Raw genomic sequence first — 18,223 nt, forward strand, 5'->3', positions numbered from 1 at the left:
GTTGATAGGCCAGATATGGAAGCCTGGTAACGGGTGGAGTTGACTGGTACTAATAGGCCGAGGGCTTGTCCTCAGTTGCTCGCGTCCACTGTGTTGGTTCTGAAACCACGAACAGCCGTGTAGTGCCGGTTGTGTGTTTCGTAGTGTTTCGGTGGTCATAGCGTAGGGGAAACGCCCGGTTACATTCCGAACCCGGAAGCTAAGCCTTACAGCGCCGATGGTACTGCAGGGGGGACCCTGTGGGAGAGTAGGACGCCGCCGAACAATTTTTGGAATAGAGGGGAACCCCCGCACCTTTCGGTGCGGGGGTTTTCTGCGTTGTTCGGAAGATTTGAGTGAAGGGGCCCTTGGGGCCCCTTTTTTATTAGGTGCTAGAGACGGCCTGCGGACTTGAGTGCGAGGTAGGCGTCGGAGAGGGCCGGTGGCAGTTCCTCGGGGGTCGCGTCGACGACCGTGACGCCGTGGTGGCGGAGTTGGTCTGCGGTGCGATGACGTTCGGCCTGGGAGTGGGCGGCGGCTGCGGCCTCGTAAACGGAATCCGTGGTGCCGCGTGAAGTGGCCATTCGGGCTACGTGCGGGTCCGCCACCGAGGCGAGCAGGACCGTATGGCGCTGGGTGAGTTGCGACAGTACGGGGAGGAGGCCCTCCTCGATGGGGGCCGCGTCCAGAGTGGTGAGCAGGACGATCAGAGATCGGCGGGGTGTGGTGCGGAGGATCGTGGCGGTGAGGCCGCGGGCGTCGGTCTCGACCAGTTCGGGTTCCAGCGTCGCCATGGCGTTGACCAGGGACGGCAGGACGTCGCCCGCGGTGCGGCCCTGGACCAGGGCGCGTACGCGGCGGTCGTAGGCGAGGAGGTCCACGCGGTCGCCGGCGCGGGTGGCCAGGGCGGCCAGGAGTAGCGCCGCGTCCATGGAGGAGTCCAGGCGGGGAGCGTCGCCCACGCGGCCGGCGGAGGTTCGTCCGGTGTCGAGGACGATGAGTACGTGGCGGTCGCGTTCGGGACGCCAGGTGCGTACGGCGACCGCGGTCTGGCGGGCTGTGGCGCGCCAGTCGATGGACCGGGTGTCGTCGCCGGGGACGTACTCACGCAGGCTGTCGAACTCTGTGCCCTCGCCTCGGGTGAGGACACTGGTGCGGCCGTCGAGTTCGCGCAGGCGCGCGAGTTTGGAGGGGAGGTGCTTGCGGCTGGTGAACGGGGGGAGGACGCGTACCGTCCAGGGGACCTTGTGGGTGGCCTGGCGGGTGAAGAGGCCCAGCGGGCCGTAGGAACGGATCGTCACACGGTCTGCCTGGCGGTCGCCGCGGCGGGTCGGGCGGAGACGGGTGGTGGCGCGTCGGCGTTCGCCGGGTGGGACGGTCAGCCGGTGGCGGGAGGCGGTGATTTCCGTGTCCGGTTGCCAGCTGCTGGGGGGCCAGGCGTCGCGGAGGCGGGCGCGGAGTGGCCTGTTGGAGGGGTTGGTGACCGTGAGGGTGACGTCGGCGCTGTCGCCCAGGCGCACGGAGGTGTCGCCGGAGCGGGAGAGGCGCAGGCGGCGCACCGGGGCGGCCAGGGCGTAGTCGCAGGCGCAAGCCAGGGTGATCGGGCCGTTGACCGCGAGGATGCCGGTCCAGCCGGGATCCCAGATGCCGACGGGGAGGGAGCCCAGGGCCGCGAGGAGCGCGGCGCGTCCGGTGGGTGCCATCAGCGGGGGACGGGGACGTTGGCGAGGATCGCGTTGATGACGGAGTCGGCGGTCACGCCCTCCATCTCGGCCTCGGGCCGGAGCTGTACGCGGTGCCGGAGCGTGGGGAGGGACAGGGCCTTCACGTCGTCCGGGGTGACGTAGTCGCGGCCGGTCAGCCAGGCCCAGGCGCGGGCGGTGGCGAGGAGGGCCGTGGCGCCGCGCGGGGAGACGCCCAGGGAGAGGGACGGTGACTCGCGGGTGGCGCGGCAGATGTCGACGACGTAGGCCGTGATCTCGGGGGAGACGGTGGTCTTGGCGACGGCGGCGCGGGCGGATTCCAGGTCGGCGGCGCTAGCAACGGGGCGTACGCCGGCGGCGTGCAGGTCGCGGGGGTTGAAGCCCGAGGCGTGGCGGGTGAGGACGTCGATCTCGTTCTGGCGGGACGGGAGGGGGATCGTGAGTTTGAGGAGGAAGCGGTCCAGCTGGGCTTCGGGGAGGGGGTAGGTGCCCTCGTACTCGACCGGGTTCTGGGTGGCCGCGACCAGGAACGGGTCGGGGAGGGGGCGGGGGGTGCCGTCGACGGTGACCTGGCGTTCCTCCATCGCTTCGAGGAGGGAGGACTGGGTCTTCGGCGGGGTGCGGTTGATCTCGTCGGCGAGGAGCAGGTTGGTGAAGACCGGGCCGGGCTGGAAGGAGAACTCGGCGGTGCGGGCGTCGTAGACGAGGGAACCGGTGACATCGCTCGGCATCAGGTCCGGGGTGAACTGCACACGCTTCGTCTCCAGGCGGAGGGAGGCGGCGAGGGCGCGGACCAGGAGGGTCTTGGCGACACCGGGGACTCCTTCGAGGAGGACGTGGCCGCGGCAGAGCAGCGCCACGACGAGGCCGGTCACGGCGGCGTCCTGGCCGACCACGGCCTTGGCGATCTCCGCGCGCAGGGCCTCCAGGGACGCGCGGGCGTCGCCCGGGTTTCCGGCCGGCCCGGCGTTGTCAGTGGTCGGGTCCATCATGGACGGCGTACCTGCCTTTCGAGTTCATCGAGTTGATCGGCGAGGGAGACGAGGGCCGCGTCGTCGCCGGGCGGCGGGCCGAAGAGGAGGGTGTGCGGGGACTGCGCGGGGCCGGGTGCCCCGTGTTCGCCGGGTTCGCCGTGGAGGTGGGCGGACAGGGCGGGGAGCAGGGCCTCGGGCGTGTGTGCTTGGGGTACGGGGATGCCTACCAAGGGGGCGAGGCGGGTGCGGGTGGTGGAGCGGAGAGCGGCGGCCGCGCGGTCGCGGGCGTTCACCTTGCGGTAGAGGCGGGCGCGGCCTTCGACGGTTTCGGAGGCGCGGACGGCCACGGGGAGTTTTTCGGGGACGAGGGGGCCGAGTCGGCGTGCCCTCCACAGGGCGGCGACGGCCGCGGCGATGAAGAGCTGCAGGGTGCCCCAGAGCCAGCCGGAGGGGAGCAGGTCGAAGAGGCCGCGTTCACCGTCGTCCGCGGCGGTGGTGTCGGAGAGGGAGGGGAGGTACCAGACGAGATGCGGGCGGGAACCGAGGAGTTGGAGGGCGAGCGAGGCGTTGCCGTGCTCGGCGAGGCGGTCGTTGAGGAGGATGTCGGGGGCGCCGAGGACGATCGTGTCGCCCGTGGAGGGGGCCGACGACCCGTTTCCGGGGGTCTCTTCGGCAAGGTCTTGGGACGGCTGCCCGGCGGCCGGTTCCGGGATGCGCAGGAGGGTGGCCAGGCGCTGGCTGCGGTAGCACGCGTCGGCGCCGAGGTGGGTGGTGGTGTAGCGGCGGCCGCCGGTGTCGGCGGTACCGGCGCGCCGGGCGGCGGGCAGGTCGCAGCCGGTGCCCGGGGACAGCGTCGAGTCGAGGCTGATCGCGGGGTCGGCGGCGACGCCGGGGACGAGATGTTCGACGGACGCGCTGCCTGGGGCGACCAGGACGGTACGTCCGCCGGAGCCGGCGGCGGCCGAGCGCAGCCGGGTCTGCTGGGGTTCCGTCAGGAGGTCGGGGGCGGCGACCAGCAGGGTGGTGTCCGGGCCGGCGGCGGCGCGTGCCTCGGCCAGGGTGGTGACCATGCGGGTGGTCACGCCCCGGTCGGCGAGGAGTTCGGCGACGGCCCGGCTGCCGTAGGGGTCGGCCGAGCGCGGGTCGAGCTCGCCGTGCCGGGCGTCGGAACGGACGACGGCGATCGCGACGGCCCCCGCGAGGAGCAGGACGAGGGCGAGTGCGATGCCGCGCGTGCGGGTCCACAGGTGGCGGGCGGTGGGCGAGGCCGAGGTGGACGGGAGCGTGGCCTCGGTGGTCATCCGGCGGCTCCCTGGCGGGTGTGGCGGTCCGTACTGGGGGCGGTGGTGCCGCTCGCCGGGTGGGGCCGGGTGCGGTCCAGGTCGCGGTCGAGTCCGGCGACGCGCCGGTACGACTCCTCGGTCGCCGCCCGGCCACCGTATGTGACGTCGTCGAAGGACCGGGCCGCGGCGCGGAGCCCGTCGCCGTGGACGGGCAGGGCGCGGCCGGCCTCCGTGGCCGCCTCGTCGGCGGTGCGGCCGGGGCGCGGGTCGAGGAGGGCGCGTTCCTCCAGGGCCCGGACGATGGCCCGCATGCGTTCCTGGACGGCCTGGTTCCAGTGGCCCTGGGCGGCGTGGGCCTCGGCCGCGGCGCGGTGTTCGGCGGCGCTGCGGGGGCGGTCGTCGAAGAGGGAGGCGGTGGTGCCGGGTGTGCGGCGGGGGGTGCCCAGTCGCCACCAGAGGGCGGCGGCGACCAGGACGACGGCGGCGATGATGACGACCAGTCCGAGCGTCCCTCCGGGCGTCGCGGTGGAGGCGGCGCTGAACAGGTCGTCGATCCAGTCCCAGAAGGCGTTGAGGGCGCGGTGGAACCAACTGGGGTCGTTCTCGTGGTACATGCGCTTGGACAGTTCGCGGCGGGCCGCCTCCCGGGCGGGGTCGCGGGGCGTCGTCAGCGGCGGTTCGTCGTCGGAGCGCGACAGTACCGGCGCCAGCCCGTGGCCGGCGCCCAGCACTGTCCGTACGGCGGTGTACGGCAGTACCTCGGTGAGGACTCCCCCCGTCCTGCTCACCGCATCAGCTCCCCGGGGTCGTGCCGGGGACGCCGTAGCCCTGGACGCCGGCGGCGCGGGCCAGTTCGAGGTCGAGGGCCTCGCGGCGGATGCGCTGGTCGATGTAGAGGAGCACGGTGACCCCTGCCGTGATCGGGAAGGTGATCATGGAGCCGATCACCGAGCCGATCCCGCTGATCACCAGGAAGGTCCAGCCGAGGTCGCCGCTGCCGTCGACCAGGCCGCTGAACCCGTCGCCGTTGAAGGCTGCGGCGACGAAGGTGAAGGGGATGACGACGATCGAGGCGACGACGTTCGCGATGATCGCGGCCAGCAGCTGGATGCCGAAGATCCGCCACCAGGAGCCCCGCACGAGCTTGGTGGAGCGGCTCAGCGCCTTCATGACGCCCTGCTTCTCCAGCATCAGCGCGGGCGAGGCCAGGGAGAAACGGATCATGAGCCACACGGCGACGACCACGGCGGCGATGACGCCGATGACGCCGATCGCTACGGCGGCTCCGCCGCCCGCGGTGAAGGCGACGAGGATGCCGGGCAGGGCGCCGACCATGACGATTCCGACGGTGATGACCAGCAGCAGGAGCACCAGGCCGAACAGCTTCAGCACCTGGGGGCGGGCGTCCCGCCAGGCTTCGCCTGTGGTCACCGGTTTGCCGAGGACGGCACGGCTGGTGACGGTCGTCAGCAGGGCGGTCGCCAGGACCGTGCCGACCAGGGAGATCACGAAGAGGACGGCCGAGCTGACCATGGTGGCGGCCATGGCGTCGCCCAGTTCGCTGAGGGTCGCGTCGGGGTCGTTCAGGGCGTCGGTCCGCGCGCTGTCCAGGACCAGGCCCTGGACCAGGACGACGATGACTTGCGTGACGACCGCGACGGTCAGCGAGATGCCGAGGACCGTGCGCCAGTAGGCGCGCATGGTGGAGACAGCGCCGTCGAGGATCTCGCCGATGCCGAGCGGGCGCAGGGGGATGACGCCGGGCTTGGCCGCGGGCGGGGGGCCGCCCCAGCCCGCGCCCCAGCCGCCGTGTCCGCCTGGGCCGCCGTATCCGCCGCCCCAGCCGCCGCCGGGGACGCCGCCAGGACCGCCGGGCGCACCGCCGTGTCCGCCGGGGCCCTGTGGGCCTTGGCCCGGGGGCGGTGTGCCCCAGCCGGGGCCGGGGGGCGGCGGAGGCGGTGGGGTCTGGCCGGTGCCCGTGGGGCCCGTGGGCGCGGACCACTGGCCGGGCGGCGGCTGCTCCTTGGACCACTTCGTGCCGGGGCCTGTCGGGTCCGCGCCCGGCTGGTCCGTCGGCCGGCCGGGGCCGGGGCGGTCGGCGGGGCCGGACGCGCCGGGCTGCCGCCCGTCGGACGGGGCGGATCCGGGCGAGGTCCAGCCCGGAGTGTCGTTCATCGTCGCTCCTTCACGGTGCCCGTCCGCGGTCGCGGCGGCAGGTTGGCAGCCATCGTGCCATGGGGTGGTCGGATGGTGACCGGCCGCGGTAGGTGCTGCGCACCTTCAATTGTCCGACGGATAGGGGGAAGACTGACCCCATGGCTGATCAGTACGCGCAGACCGGCGAGGACAAGCGGCCGACCGACATACCGGCCCTCCGCTGGGAGGAACCACCCGAGGGACCGGTCCTGGTCCTGCTGGACCAGACCAGGCTGCCGGCCGAGGAGGTCGAGCTGGTCTGTACGGACGCGCCCGCCCTCGTGGAGGCGATCCGTTCGCTGGCCGTGCGCGGGGCGCCGTTGCTCGGTATCGCCGGTGCGTACGGGGTCGCGCTCGCCGCCGTACGGGGCTACGACGTGGACGACGCCGCGAACGCGCTGGCGGGAGCCCGTCCCACCGCGGTGAACCTGGCCGTCGGCGTGCGCCGGGCGCAGGCCGCCCACCGGGCCGTGCTCGCCCGGGGCGGCGGTGCCCCGCAGGCCGCCGAGGCGGCGCTGGCCGCGGCGCGGGCGCTGCACCGGGAGGACGCCGAGGCCAGTGCCCGCATGGCCGGGCACGGGCTGGCGCTGCTGGACGAGCTGCTGCCCGGGGGCGGGCACCGCGTCCTCACCCACTGCAACACCGGGTCGCTGGTGTCCGGCGGCGAGGGCACTGCGTTCGCGGTGGCGCTCGCGGCGCACCGGGCGGGACGGCTGCGGCGGCTGTGGGTGGACGAGACACGGCCGTTGCTGCAGGGCGCCCGGCTCACGGCGTACGAGGCGGCCCGCAACGGCATGGCGTACACGTTGCTCACCGACAACGCGGCGGGTTCGCTGTTCGCTGCCGGCGAGGTCGACGCGGTGCTGATCGGGGCGGACCGGATCGCGGCGGACGGGTCGGTGGCGAACAAGGTGGGGAGTTATCCGCTGGCGGTGCTGGCGCGGTACCACCATGTGCCGTTCATCGTGGTGGCGCCGGTGACGACGGTGGACCCGGACACGGCGGACGGGGCGGCCATCGAGGTGGAGCAGCGGCCCGCGTACGAGGTGACGGAGGTGTCGGTGCCGCAGGTGCCGGTGTCCGGGGCGGGCGGCGGCGTTCCGATCGCCCCCTTGGGGACGCAGGCGTACAACCCGGCGTTCGACGTGACCCCGCCCGAGCTGGTGACGGCGGTCGTCACGGAGGAGGGCGTGGTCTCGCCCGTGACCGCGGAGGCCCTCGCCGGGCTGTGCGCGCGGGCGCGTCGGGTGACGGCCGGCTGACGGGGCCGTCGGAGCGTCCGCTCTGTACAGCGCACGCCGAAGGGGCGGGACGCGGCCGGCCGGGACCGGACCGGACGGCGGCGGCGAGAGTCCGCGGGCTGCCGGTCGCGCGCGGGTCGTGGCGGGGCACGGTGGAGGCCGGCCGGTCGCAGGGGGGGGCGGCCGCCGGTGCGGGGCTGGTCGCGGCGTTGTCTCCAGCGTGAGGGCTTCCTGATCCCGGTGGATGCCCGGGCCAGGGCACCGGGGCAGACAGTCACCGTCCCCTACGGCTGGGCTCGATGTGCGGGAGAGCGATGTCCACAATCGTCGCTGCCGGTACCACCGTGAGTCGGCAGGCCGTGAAAACGGAGTCTCTTGGGAGCGGTGCGAAGGGTGCGTTCAGCTCGTGAGCTGCCAAGAAGGCCAATTCGCGCTCTACCGGCATCCCGGCGGATTCACTCACTCTCGGGCATATGGCGGTCGCAAGCGAGCGAGACGTGTGTCAGCTCTGCCAAGGGCGGGACTCCACCGTTGCCAGCCGGGGACGTATTGATCTCATAGCCGAGATGTGCGAAGGGTGCTGGAACCGTTTCGCCAACGACCTTGCGGCGGTCGAGGGAGCGACAGCGCCCCCGTGCCTGGTCCCGGACGAGGACGAGCACGAGGCAAGCGGTCCGTCGACGTGCCTGAGGTGCGGCGGACGGGTTCGCCGGCTGCCGACCTACTATGACCGGTGGGTGGACCTGGCGACCGTCGAGCTGCCGGCGAAGCAGGTACCCGAGCGCTACCGGTGGCGCCTCATGAAGGTGCCGGTCGCGTACGCTCCGGTCATCATCGCCGTCCACATCCGGATCATCGACCCACTGCCGAGCGATCCGGTCATCCCCGCTCATGCCTTGCTGTGTCCTGCCGAGCGGGCGGAGATGCCTGACATCCGCGCCTGACATCAACGTCGGCGGACCGGGGCAGACAGTGACGGTCTCCTACGACTATCGTCACAGGCCAGTGACCTGCCTCACCTGCGCCTCTGTGTCCGTTATGAGAATGGGATGATGTCGTTTATGAAGGGACGAGTCCTTGTCGTCGACGACGACACCGCACTGGCCGAGATGCTCGGCATCGTGCTGCGTGGTGAGGGTTTTGAGCCGTCTTTCGTAGCCGACGGCGACAAGGCGCTGGCCGCCTTCCGGGAGAGCAAGCCCGATCTGGTGCTGCTGGATCTGATGCTGCCGGGCCGCGACGGGATCGAGGTGTGCCGTCTGATCAGGGCGGAGTCCGGGGTGCCGATCGTGATGCTGACGGCCAAGAGCGACACCGTCGATGTGGTCGTGGGCCTGGAGTCGGGCGCGGACGACTACATCGTGAAGCCGTTCAAGCCGAAGGAGCTGGTGGCCCGGATCAGGGCCAGGCTGCGCAGGTCGGAGGAGCCGGCGCCGGAGCAGCTCGCCATAGGCGACCTGGTCATCGACGTGGCCGGGCACTCCGTGAAGCGGGACGGGCAGTCGATCGCGCTGACGCCGCTGGAGTTCGATCTGCTGGTGGCGCTGGCCCGTAAGCCGTGGCAGGTGTTCACGCGCGAGGTGCTGCTGGAGCAGGTGTGGGGGTACCGGCACGCGGCGGACACCCGGCTGGTGAACGTGCATGTGCAGCGGCTGCGCAGCAAGGTCGAGAAGGACCCCGAGAAGCCGGAGATCGTGGTGACCGTCCGGGGTGTCGGTTACAAGGCGGGACCGAGCTGACGTGTCCGGGGACAGTGCCGCTTCGGCGCCCGGAACGTCCGGAACCCGCGCCGGGCGGCCTGTCGGCCGCAAGCCGGCCGGCTCCCGCTGGGGACGCCTGCTGGAGGACGGGCTGTTGAACGGCGGGGTGCAGGGCAGTCCCGTACTCCGCCTCGTGATGCGCTGGGTGCGGCGGCCGCTGCTGCCCGTGATGCGGTTGTGGCGGCGCAACATCCAGCTCAAGGTGGTCGTCACCACCCTGCTGATGTCGCTGGGTGTGGTCCTGCTGCTCGGGTTCGTCGTCATCGGGCAGGTCCGCAACGGGTTGCTGGACGCCAAGGTCAAGGCCTCGCAGTCGCAGGCGACCGGCGGGTTCGCGGTGGCCAAGCAGAAGGCCGAGGAGGCGGCGACCGTGACGGGCGACGACGCCGCCGCGGTGGACGGCCGGCCCGCGCAGAACGTCATCCAGTGGATGAGCGACCTGGTGAAGTCGCTCTCCAGCGGCGGCCAGGGCGCCTTCGACGTGGTCACGCTGCCCGTCGGCGGTGAGAGCGGCAGCGGGCGCGGGCCGCGCGCCTCCGGGCTGGTGGACCCGTCGTCCAGCGTTCCCGAGGAACTGCGGGAACGGGTCGACAGCAGTACGGTCGCGGCGCAGAGCTACACCCGCATCGTCTACAACTCCGCCCAGGAGTCCCAGCCGGCCCTGGTGATCGGCAAGCGGGTCAACGATCCGAACGGCCAGCCCTACCAGCTGTACTACCTCTTCCCGCTCACCCAGGAGGAGAAGTCGCTGAGTCTGGTGAAGGGCACTCTGGCGACGGCGGGGCTGTTCGTCGTCGTGCTGCTCGGGGCGATCGCCTGGCTGGTCGTGCGGCAGGTCGTGACGCCCGTGCGGATGGCGGCGAGCATCGCCGAGCGGCTGTCCACCGGGAAGCTGCAGGAACGGATGAAGGTCACCGGCGAGGACGACATCGCGCGGCTCGGCGAGGCCTTCAACAAGATGGCGCAGAACCTCCACTTGAAGATCAATCAGCTGGAGGACCTGTCGCGGATGCAGCGGCGGTTCGTGTCGGACGTGTCGCACGAACTGCGGACGCCGCTGACGACCGTGCGGATGGCGGCCGATGTCATCCATGACGCGCGCGCGGACTTCGACCCGGTGACCGCGCGGTCGGCGGAGCTGCTCGCCGACCAGTTGGACCGGTTCGAGACGCTGCTCGCGGACCTGTTGGAGATCAGCCGGTTCGACGCGGGCGCGGCGGCGCTGGAGGCGGAGCCGATCGACCTCAGGGAGGTCGTGCGGCGGGTGGTCAGCGGGGCCGAGCCGCTCGCGGAGCGCAAGGGGACGCGCCTGCGGGTCGTCGGTGATCAGCAGCCCGTGGTCGCCGAGGCGGACGGCCGGCGGGTGGAGCGGGTGCTGCGCAACCTCGTGGTCAACGCTGTCGAACACGGTGACGGCAAGGACGTCGTCGTCAAGCTCGCCGCGGCGGGCGGGGCCGTGGCGGTGGCGGTGCGCGACTACGGCGTGGGGCTCAAGCCCGGTGAGGCGACCCGGGTCTTCAGCCGCTTCTGGCGGGCCGACCCGGCACGCGCGCGTACCACCGGCGGTACGGGACTGGGCCTGTCCATCGCCCTGGAGGACGCGCGGCTGCACGGCGGCTGGCTTCAGGCGTGGGGTGAGCCGGGGGGCGGGTCGCAGTTCCGGCTGACCCTGCCGAGGACCGCCGACGAGCCGCTGCGGGGCTCGCCGATCCCGTTGGAGCCCGGTGACTCCCGGCGCAACCGGGGGCTCGGCGACGCGGGCTCGGCGCACGCCGCGGACCGGTCGGCGACCGGTCCGGGCCAGGCGGCGGTCCCGTCCCGGGACGCGATCCCGCCCCGGCCGGGCGCGGCGGTCGCCACGGCCGATCCGACAGCGCTGCCCGGCAGCGGCGCGCGGGTGGTGCCCCGGCACGTGCCGGAGGCCCGGAACCAGGAGGGCCGCGCCGGTCTGCCGGAGACGAGCCGTACGGCCACCGGGTCCGAGGACGCGAACAGGCAAGGGGAGGGGACTCGTGGGCGCTGACCGTGAGGGGGGCCGGCGGGCGACGCCGGTCCGCGCGGTGGTGTACGCCGCCTGCGGCGCCGTACTGCTGGCGGGGTGCGCGTCGATGCCCGACAACGGGGACCTGCGGGACGTGGCGTCGACGCCGCGGCAGGACACTCAGGTACGGGTGTTCGCGATGCCGCCGGCGAAGGACGCCTCCGCCACGGACATCGTGCAGGGCTTCCTGGAGGCGCTGACCAGCGACGACCCGGATTATGAGACGGCGCGGAAGTACCTGACCGGCAAGGCTGCCAAGAGCTGGCGGCCGAAGCGGTCCACGACGGTGCTCGCGGACGGGCCGGGCACCGTGGTCGACCCCGCGGGGAGCCGTGAGGAGGGCAGCGACTACTCGGTCACCCTCACCGGTACCAGGGTCGCCACCGTGGACGCGCAGCAGTCGTACGCGCCCGCCGAGGGGGACTACCGGCAGCCGGTGCATCTGACGCGGGACGCCGAGACGGGGCAGTGGCGCATCGACGCGCCGCCGTCCGGCGTCGTGATGGGCAAGTCGGACTTCCAGCGCAACTACATGTCCGTCAACAAGTACTACTTCGCCTCGGACAGCGGGGCGGAGGACGCCGCCGCCGGGGCAGGGCGGAGCACGGCGGTCGCCGATCCCGTCTATGTACGGCGGCGGGTGGAACCTCTGGCGCAGGCGGTGCGTTCTCTCCTCGACGGGCCGACGAGTTCGCTCGGATCCGTCGTCAGGTCGAGCTTCCCCGCAGGTTCTGACCTGGCGGAGGACGTCACCGCGCTGACCCCCGACGAACACAGCAAGCTGACGGTGCCGTTGAACGGCAAGGCCGCCCGGGCCGGTGCCGACGAGTGCGCCGAGATGGCCACGCAGCTGCTGTTCACGCTGCAGAGTCTGACGCCGGCGGTGGACGAGGTGGAACTGCGCTCCGGCGACGAGCAACTGTGCTCGCTCACCGACGACCGGGCCGAAACGGTCGCGTCCCGCGGCTCGGCCGAGCACCCGGACTACCTGTACTTCGTCGACGACGAGCAGCGCCTGGTACGGCTGCCGGCCGGCGGCAACGCCACGGCGGCGGAGCCCGTCCCGGGGGCGCTGGGCGAGGGCGGTACGGCCCTGCGGTCGGTGGCGGTGTCGCGTGACGAGCACTCGGCGGCCGGGGTCGGGCTCGACGCCCGGTCGCTGTATGTCGGATCGCTGGTGTCGGGCGGTTCGCTCGGGGAGCCCGTGCTGGTCAGCCAGGGGGCGACGGAGGACGAGCGGCTGGCGCCGCCGAGCTGGGACGCGCGGGGAGACCTGTGGGTCGCCGACCGGAACCCGGACGACCCGCGGCTTCTGGTGCTGGAGAAGGGGTCGGAGGAGCCGGCGGAGGTGCGCGTCTCGGGACTGGACGGGCGGGTCCAGGCGGTACGGGTGGCCGCCGACGGGGTGCGGATCGCGCTGATCGTGGAGAAGGACGGCGACCGGTCGCTGTTCATCGGGCGGATCGAGCGGGGCGCGAGGGCCGGCGACCCGCCGACGGTACGGGAACTGCGGTCGGCCACTCCCGAGTTGGAGGAGGTCACGGCCATGTCCTGGGCCGGTGACAGCCGCCTCGTGGTGGTCGGGCGCGAACACGGGGGCGTGCAGCAGATCGGATACGTCCAGGTCGACGGGTCCGCGCCGGAGACATCGGCGCCGGCCGCGCTCACCGGGGTGAAGGACATCGCCGCGTCCGAGGACGACGGGGTGCCGCTGGTGGCGTACTCGGAGGACGGGATCGTCCGGCTGCCGTCCGGGATGCAGTGGCAGAAGGTCACGAAGGGGACGGCGCCGGTCTATCCCGGGTGAGCCTGGGGGAGGGCAGCCCGCGGGCGGTCGTTCTTCCGGGACGGGTGGGTGGCCGGCCGGCGGTGTTGTCGCTGGTGCGGGAGTTGTCACAGGTCCGCAGGCGCGGCGGGCCGCCGTTTTCCACAGGGCTGGCAGGGCTGTGCGGAGGGCGGCACAGTGGTGGACATGCGGGGCTGGTGGCAGGACCTCACCGACCTGGTACTGCCGACCGAGTGCGGAGGGTGCGGCAGGCCGCGCACGGTGCTGTGCCGCGAGTGCCGCGCCGTGCTCGGCGGGGGCGCGCCGCGCCGGGTGCGGCCGGTGCCGGAGCCGCCCGGGCTGCCGGTGGTGTACGCGGCGGCGGCGTACGCCGACGAGGTGCGGGCGGTGCTGCTGGCCCACAAGGAGAGAGGAGCGCTGTCTCTGGCGGGGCCGCTCGGCGCGGCCCTAGCGGGCGCGGTGCGGGCGGGACTGTGCCGGGCGGAGGAGGACGAGGGTGCCCCGCCGGGGCGGGCGGTTGGGTCGGTGCGGGCGGGCCGATCGGGGGACGGTGCCCCGGGGGCTGGTCGGGAGACGCCGTCGGCTCGGCCGGCTGGGCAGGCTCAGTCGGGCTGGTCGGGCTGGTCGGGCTGGTCGGAGGGGTCGGCGGGGCCGGCCGCGCGGGTGCGGGCCGACGTGGGCGCGAGTGTGCGGTGGCCGAGAACGGGGGCGGCGCGGGCGCCGTGTGCCGCGGGCCGGACAGGGCCGGTGCTGCTGGTCCCCGTGCCGTCCGCGCGGCGGGCGGTGCGGGCCCGGGGGCACGATCCGGCGCGGCGGATCGCGCTGGCGGCGGCGGGTGAGCTGCGGCGGACCGGGACGCCGGCCCGGGTGGCGGCCGTACTGCGGCAGCGGCGTGCCGTGGCCGACCAGTCGGGGCTCGGGTCCCGGCAGCGGTCGGACAACCTCGCCGGGGCGCTGACCGTGGTGCCCGGTGCCGCCCGGCTGCTGTGCGACGGGGGACCGGTCGTGCTCGTCGACGACCTGGTGACGACGGGGGCGTCCCTCGCGGAGGCGGCGCGTGCCGTGCGGGCGGCGGACGGGGTGGCTGAGCGGGAAGCGGGGGCGCGTCCGTACAGAACGGCGACGCCGCCCGTGTATCCCGGAGCGGTGTGGGAAGGCAGAGGGGAACGGAGAGCCGGAGTGACGGAAGTGAGGGCGGACGCGGCGCCCGCCGGGCCGGGAACGACGGGCGTGACTCGAACGGGTGAGGCCATCCGTGGCGTGATCCAGGCGGCTGTGGTCGCCGCTTCACCAGAGTCTTTCGAAATAAACCGGAACTGATTGAGAACTTGCTTCGTTGCAGGTAATAAGCGAATCAATTCACTTGAACGGAGGTAGGGAGCTGTAGAGGGTGACGACATCCGTCCGGGCGAGATATGTTCGGTTGTGAGGGAAAGCCGCAGGCCACACCTCTCTTGTCCGAATGCCGAGTCGCGGGTCCATTCGGAAATCACCCGCGCCGGTGGAGTGGAGGTCTCGCCCCTGGGGGAGGAGGTGGGCGTCACCGAGTCCGAGGTTCCGGGGTTCACCGGAATCTGGTGCGAAAGGGAGATGCTCCGCCCAGCTGAGCGGAGTGATCCGGGAACGGAGTTCTGCGTGGACATCGTCGTCAAGGGCCGCAAGACCGAGGTGCCCGAGCGGTTCCGGAAGCACGTGGCCGAGAAGCTGAACCTGGAGAAGATCCAGAAGCTCGACGGCAAGGTGATCAGCCTCGACGTCGAGGTGTCCAAGGAGCCCAACCCCCGACAGGCGGACCGCTGTGACCGAGTGGAGATCACGCTCCGCTCCCGCGGTCCGGTGATCCGGGCGGAGGCGGCGGCGAGCGATCCGTACGCGGCGCTCGACCTGGCGGCGGACAAGCTCGGCGCCCGACTGCGCAAGCAGCACGACAAGCGCTTCTCGCGGCGCGGCGCGGCGCGGCTCCCGGCCGCCGAGGTCCCCAACCACGTCCCGGGCGTGGCGACGCTCAACGGAAACGGTGCCGCCGACGAGCGGGAACAGGGCGGCGTGCCCACCAAGAAGGTCGGTTCGCTGGAGGTCCAGGGTGACGGGCCGCTCGTCGTGCGCGAGAAGACCCACGTGGCCGCCCCGATGAGCCTCGACCAGGCGCTCTACGAGATGGAACTGGTCGGGCACGACTTCTACCTCTTCGTCGACGCCGAGACCAAGGAGCCCAGCGTCGTCTACCGGCGGCACGCGTACGACTACGGCGTGATCCACCTCAGGACGGACACGATGGTCGCGCAGACGCCCTCGCCTGACGCGGGCGGCGCACTCGGCGGCTGATCTCACCGGTGCGTGGTACGGCCGGTGCCCCTGGAGCGTCTGTGCGCCCCCAGGGGCACCGGTGTGCGACCCCGTTCGCGCCCCGCGCCGTCGTCCCGAAGTCGGCCGGGCATGGAATCATGGCCGCAACGGCCCAACCGGTGGGCCGTTGCCTTGGGTTGGCGCTGGCCCGGGTTTCATGGCCACAGCCTTCAGGGGGAGGAACGATGGCGGACAGCTTCGGACCGATGCGGGACGGGGATGCCCACGGCGGCGTCGTCGGCATGGGCCCGGAGGCGGGTGCTCCACGCAAGGAGCCGATCAGAGTCCTGGTCGTGGACGATCACGCCCTGTTCCGCCGCGGCCTGGAGATCGTGCTCGCCGCCGAGGAGGACATCCAGGTCGTCGGTGAGGCGGGCGACGGTGCCGAGGCCGTCGAGAAGGCCGCGGACCTGCTCCCCGACATCGTGCTGATGGACGTACGGATGCCCCGGCGGGGCGGTATCGAGGCCTGCACCTCCATCAAGGAGGTGGCTCCCAGCGCGAAGATCATCATGCTGACGATCAGCGACGAGGAGGCCGACCTCTACGACGCGATCAAAGCGGGTGCCACCGGCTATCTCCTCAAGGAGATCTCGACCGACGAGGTGGCCACCGCCATTCGCGCCGTCGCCGACGGCCAGTCGCAGATCAGCCCTTCGATGGCGTCAAAACTGCTCACCGAGTTCAAGTCGATGATCCAGCGGACCGACGAACGCCGGCTGGTGCCCGCGCCGCGGCTCACCGACCGGGAACTGGAAGTCCTCAAACTCGTCGCCACGGGGATGAACAACCGCGACATCGCCAAGGAACTGTTCATCTCCGAGAACACCGTGAAGAACCACGTGCGCAACATCCTGGAGAAACTGCAACTGCACTCCCGGATGGAAGCGGTGGTCTACGCGATGCGGGAGAAGATCCTCGAAATCCGCTGACGGGCGAATCCCTCCCGGGCGAATCCCTCCCGGGCGAATCCCTCCCGGGCGAATCCTTCCCGGGCGGCTCCTTCCCGGGCGGCTCCTTCCCGGGCGGCTCCTTCCCGGGCGGCGGCCTCGGTTCAGGCCAGGAGACGGGCCAGTTCCCCGGCGAGCGGCTCGCGCAGGTCCGGTGCGGCCACCCGTTCCACCCGTACGTCCGTGCAGTCCACCCAGCCCGCAGCCTCCACCAGGGCCTGGGCCACCGCCGGGACCGCCTTGCGGCCGTCCAGGGTGACCTGCTTGGCCACCAGCGTGCGGCCCTCGCGGGCCGGGTCCACCCGGCCGACCAGCCGGCCGCCGGCCAGGACGGGCATCGCGTAGTAGCCGTGCACCCGCTTCTGCCGGGGGACGTACGCCTCCAGGCGGTGGGTGAAGCCGAAGATCCGCTCGGTGCGCGCCCGCTCCCAGACCAGGGAGTCGAAGGGGGACAGCAGCGTCGTGCGGTGACGGCCGCGCGGCGGTGTCCGAAGGGCCTCGGGGTCGGCCCAGGCCGGCTTGGACCAGCCCGCCACCGTGACCGGCACCAGACCCGAGTCGGCGATCACCGCGTCGACCTGCTCGGCCTTGAGCCGGTGGTAGTCCGCGATGTCCGCGCGGGTGCCGACGCCCAGGGACTGACCGGCCAGACGGACCAGGCGGCGCAGGCACTCGGTGTCGTCCAGCCGGTCGTGCAGCAACTCCTCCGGGACGGCGCGCTCGGCCAGGTCGTAGACCCGCTTCCAGCCCCGGCGCTCGACGCAGACCACTTCGCCGTACATCAGCGCGCGTTCGACGGCGACCTTCTCGCCCGACCAGTCCCACCACTCGCTGGTCCGCTTGGCGCCGCCCAGCTCCGTGGCGGTCAGCGGGCCCTCGGCGCGGAGCTGCTTGATCACCTGGTCGTAGGCGCCGGCCGGCAGGTCGTGGTTCCAGTGCGGGCGGGCCCGGTAGGCGCGGCGGCGGAAGGCGAAGTGGGGCCACTCCTCGATGGGCAGGACACAGGCGGCGTGCGACCAGTACTCGAAGGCGTGGGTGCCCGTCCAGTAGGCGTCCTCGACCGTGCGGCGGCCCACCGCGCCCAGGCGGGCGTACGGCACCAGCTCGTGGGAGCGGGCGAGGACCGAGATGGTGTCGAGCTGCACCGCGCCGAGATGACGGAGGACACCGCGGACACCGGCGCGGCGGTCGGGGGCGCCGAGGAAGCCCTGGGCCCGCAGGGTGATGCGGCGGGCCTCGTCGGCCGACAGTTCCGTGGCAGCGCGCGGGAAGGTCGTCATACGTCCGCACGATAAGGGGTGGCACTGACAGCGAGGTCGGCCGTGCGCGCTCAGGACCTGCCGTCACATTCCCGGCTGCCTGGCGACAGGCCCTACGACCGGGCGGGTATGTAGGAGGCCGTCGACGGCAGGCCCAGGTCGGACGGGAGCAGGGAGCCGACCCAGCAGTCGCGGCGTACGCCCTTGTTGTCGATCGCCGAGCGCAACGTGCCCTCCAGGGTGAACCCGGCGCGCTCGGCCACCGCGCGGGAGGCCGTGTTGCCCACCTCGGCGCGCCACTCCACGCGGTCGACCGACAGCCGGGTGAAGGCCCAGCGGGAGACGGCCAGGACGGCCTCGGTGACGTAGCCGTTGCCCCGGTGCTCCTTGGCGCCCCAGAAACCGATCTCGGCCGCGCCCGGGGAGAGCATGGTGAGGCCGACCATGGCGACCAGGTCTCCGGTGGGCAGGAAGACGCCGAAGGTGAACATCGTGGCGTTCGCCCAGCCGGCCGGGACCATCTGTTCCGTGAAGGCACGCGCGTGTTCCGGCAGATACGGGGAGGGGACCACGGTCCAGCGCTGGATGTCGGGGTCCTGACAGGCGGCGAGGACGGCGTCGGTGTCCCGGGGGCCGACCGTGCGCAGCAGGAGCCGTTCGGTGGTGAGCGTGTGGGGTTCCATCGGCCGATTCTGCGCGCGGTGC

15 protein-coding genes and 1 rRNA gene are annotated in these 18,223 nt (G+C 72.5%); 9 read left to right on the forward strand and 7 right to left on the reverse strand.

Features of this window, described 5'->3' with window-relative positions:
* Positions 1-147: 147 nt before the first annotated feature.
* A 5S ribosomal RNA gene (gene rrf, locus ACZ3IG_RS00005) occupies positions 148-264 on the forward strand.
* 107 nt (positions 265-371) lie between these two features.
* Here the strand turns inward: rrf and ACZ3IG_RS00010 are convergent.
* The 5 genes from ACZ3IG_RS00010 to ACZ3IG_RS00030 are packed head-to-tail and all read right to left on the reverse strand — an operon-like array spanning position 372 to position 6,114.
* On the reverse strand, positions 372-1,682 hold the full coding sequence (locus ACZ3IG_RS00010; RefSeq protein WP_467427538.1) for a DUF58 domain-containing protein: 1,311 nt from the start codon (positions 1,680-1,682) through the stop codon (positions 372-374).
* On the reverse strand, positions 1,682-2,671 hold the full coding sequence (locus ACZ3IG_RS00015; RefSeq protein WP_467427540.1) for an AAA family ATPase: 990 nt from the start codon (positions 2,669-2,671) through the stop codon (positions 1,682-1,684). Before ACZ3IG_RS00015 ends, ACZ3IG_RS00010 begins: the two co-directional genes overlap by 1 nt.
* On the reverse strand, positions 2,671-3,957 hold the full coding sequence (locus ACZ3IG_RS00020; protein WP_467427542.1) for a DUF4350 domain-containing protein: 1,287 nt from the start codon (positions 3,955-3,957) through the stop codon (positions 2,671-2,673). Before ACZ3IG_RS00020 ends, ACZ3IG_RS00015 begins: the two co-directional genes overlap by 1 nt.
* Positions 3,954-4,727 carry a DUF4129 domain-containing protein gene (locus tag ACZ3IG_RS00025; RefSeq protein ID WP_467427544.1) on the reverse strand — a complete coding sequence of 258 codons (774 nt, stop codon included), beginning with the start codon at positions 4,725-4,727 and terminating at the stop codon, positions 3,954-3,956. Before ACZ3IG_RS00025 ends, ACZ3IG_RS00020 begins: the two co-directional genes overlap by 4 nt.
* Before the next feature lie 4 nt (positions 4,728-4,731).
* Positions 4,732-6,114 carry a DUF7847 domain-containing protein gene (locus ACZ3IG_RS00030; protein WP_467427546.1) on the reverse strand — a complete coding sequence of 461 codons (1,383 nt, stop codon included), beginning with the start codon at positions 6,112-6,114 and terminating at the stop codon, positions 4,732-4,734.
* A gap of 140 nt (positions 6,115-6,254) precedes the next feature.
* Between ACZ3IG_RS00030 and mtnA the strand changes: the two genes are divergently transcribed.
* The 8 genes from mtnA (at position 6,255) to ACZ3IG_RS00070 (ending at position 16,241) form a co-directional block, all read left to right on the forward strand.
* A complete protein-coding gene (gene mtnA / locus ACZ3IG_RS00035) occupies positions 6,255-7,397 on the forward strand; it encodes an S-methyl-5-thioribose-1-phosphate isomerase (RefSeq protein ID WP_467427548.1) in 1,143 nt (380 codons plus the stop codon).
* A gap of 545 nt (positions 7,398-7,942) precedes the next feature.
* Positions 7,943-8,320 carry a DUF6083 domain-containing protein gene (locus tag ACZ3IG_RS00040; RefSeq protein ID WP_467429123.1) on the forward strand — a complete coding sequence of 126 codons (378 nt, stop codon included), beginning with the start codon at positions 7,943-7,945 and terminating at the stop codon, positions 8,318-8,320.
* A gap of 105 nt (positions 8,321-8,425) precedes the next feature.
* On the forward strand, positions 8,426-9,115 hold the full coding sequence (mtrA, locus tag ACZ3IG_RS00045) for a two-component system response regulator MtrA (protein WP_003990656.1): 690 nt from the start codon (positions 8,426-8,428) through the stop codon (positions 9,113-9,115).
* Position 9,116: 1 nt separating this feature from the next.
* Positions 9,117-11,159, forward strand: a complete 2,043-nt coding sequence (gene mtrB, locus ACZ3IG_RS00050) for an MtrAB system histidine kinase MtrB (protein ID WP_467427549.1) — start codon at positions 9,117-9,119, stop codon at positions 11,157-11,159.
* Positions 11,149-12,984, forward strand: coding sequence for an LpqB family beta-propeller domain-containing protein (locus tag ACZ3IG_RS00055; RefSeq protein ID WP_467427552.1), 1,836 nt, complete (start codon positions 11,149-11,151; stop codon positions 12,982-12,984). Before mtrB ends, ACZ3IG_RS00055 begins: the two co-directional genes overlap by 11 nt.
* A 165-nt stretch (positions 12,985-13,149) precedes the next feature.
* Positions 13,150-14,283, forward strand: coding sequence for a ComF family protein (locus ACZ3IG_RS00060; protein WP_467427553.1), 1,134 nt, complete (start codon positions 13,150-13,152; stop codon positions 14,281-14,283).
* A gap of 315 nt (positions 14,284-14,598) precedes the next feature.
* Positions 14,599-15,288: a ribosome hibernation-promoting factor, HPF/YfiA family gene (hpf, locus tag ACZ3IG_RS00065; RefSeq protein ID WP_467427556.1), complete on the forward strand. Its 690-nt coding sequence runs from the start codon at positions 14,599-14,601 to the stop codon at positions 15,286-15,288.
* 206 nt (positions 15,289-15,494) lie between these two features.
* Positions 15,495-16,241, forward strand: a complete 747-nt coding sequence (locus ACZ3IG_RS00070) for a response regulator (RefSeq protein ID WP_467427557.1) — start codon at positions 15,495-15,497, stop codon at positions 16,239-16,241.
* 122 nt (positions 16,242-16,363) lie between these two features.
* Here the strand turns inward: ACZ3IG_RS00070 and ACZ3IG_RS00075 are convergent, their stop codons facing one another.
* On the reverse strand, positions 16,364-17,539 hold the full coding sequence (locus ACZ3IG_RS00075; protein WP_467427558.1) for a winged helix-turn-helix domain-containing protein: 1,176 nt from the start codon (positions 17,537-17,539) through the stop codon (positions 16,364-16,366).
* A 92-nt stretch (positions 17,540-17,631) separates the two neighbouring features.
* Positions 17,632-18,201 (reverse strand): GNAT family N-acetyltransferase, encoded by a 570-nt coding sequence (locus tag ACZ3IG_RS00080; RefSeq protein WP_467427560.1) that lies wholly within the window; start codon positions 18,199-18,201, stop codon positions 17,632-17,634.
* Positions 18,202-18,223 lie beyond the last annotated feature (22 nt).

Source organism: Streptomyces sp. NPDC016677 (genome assembly GCF_055562815.1).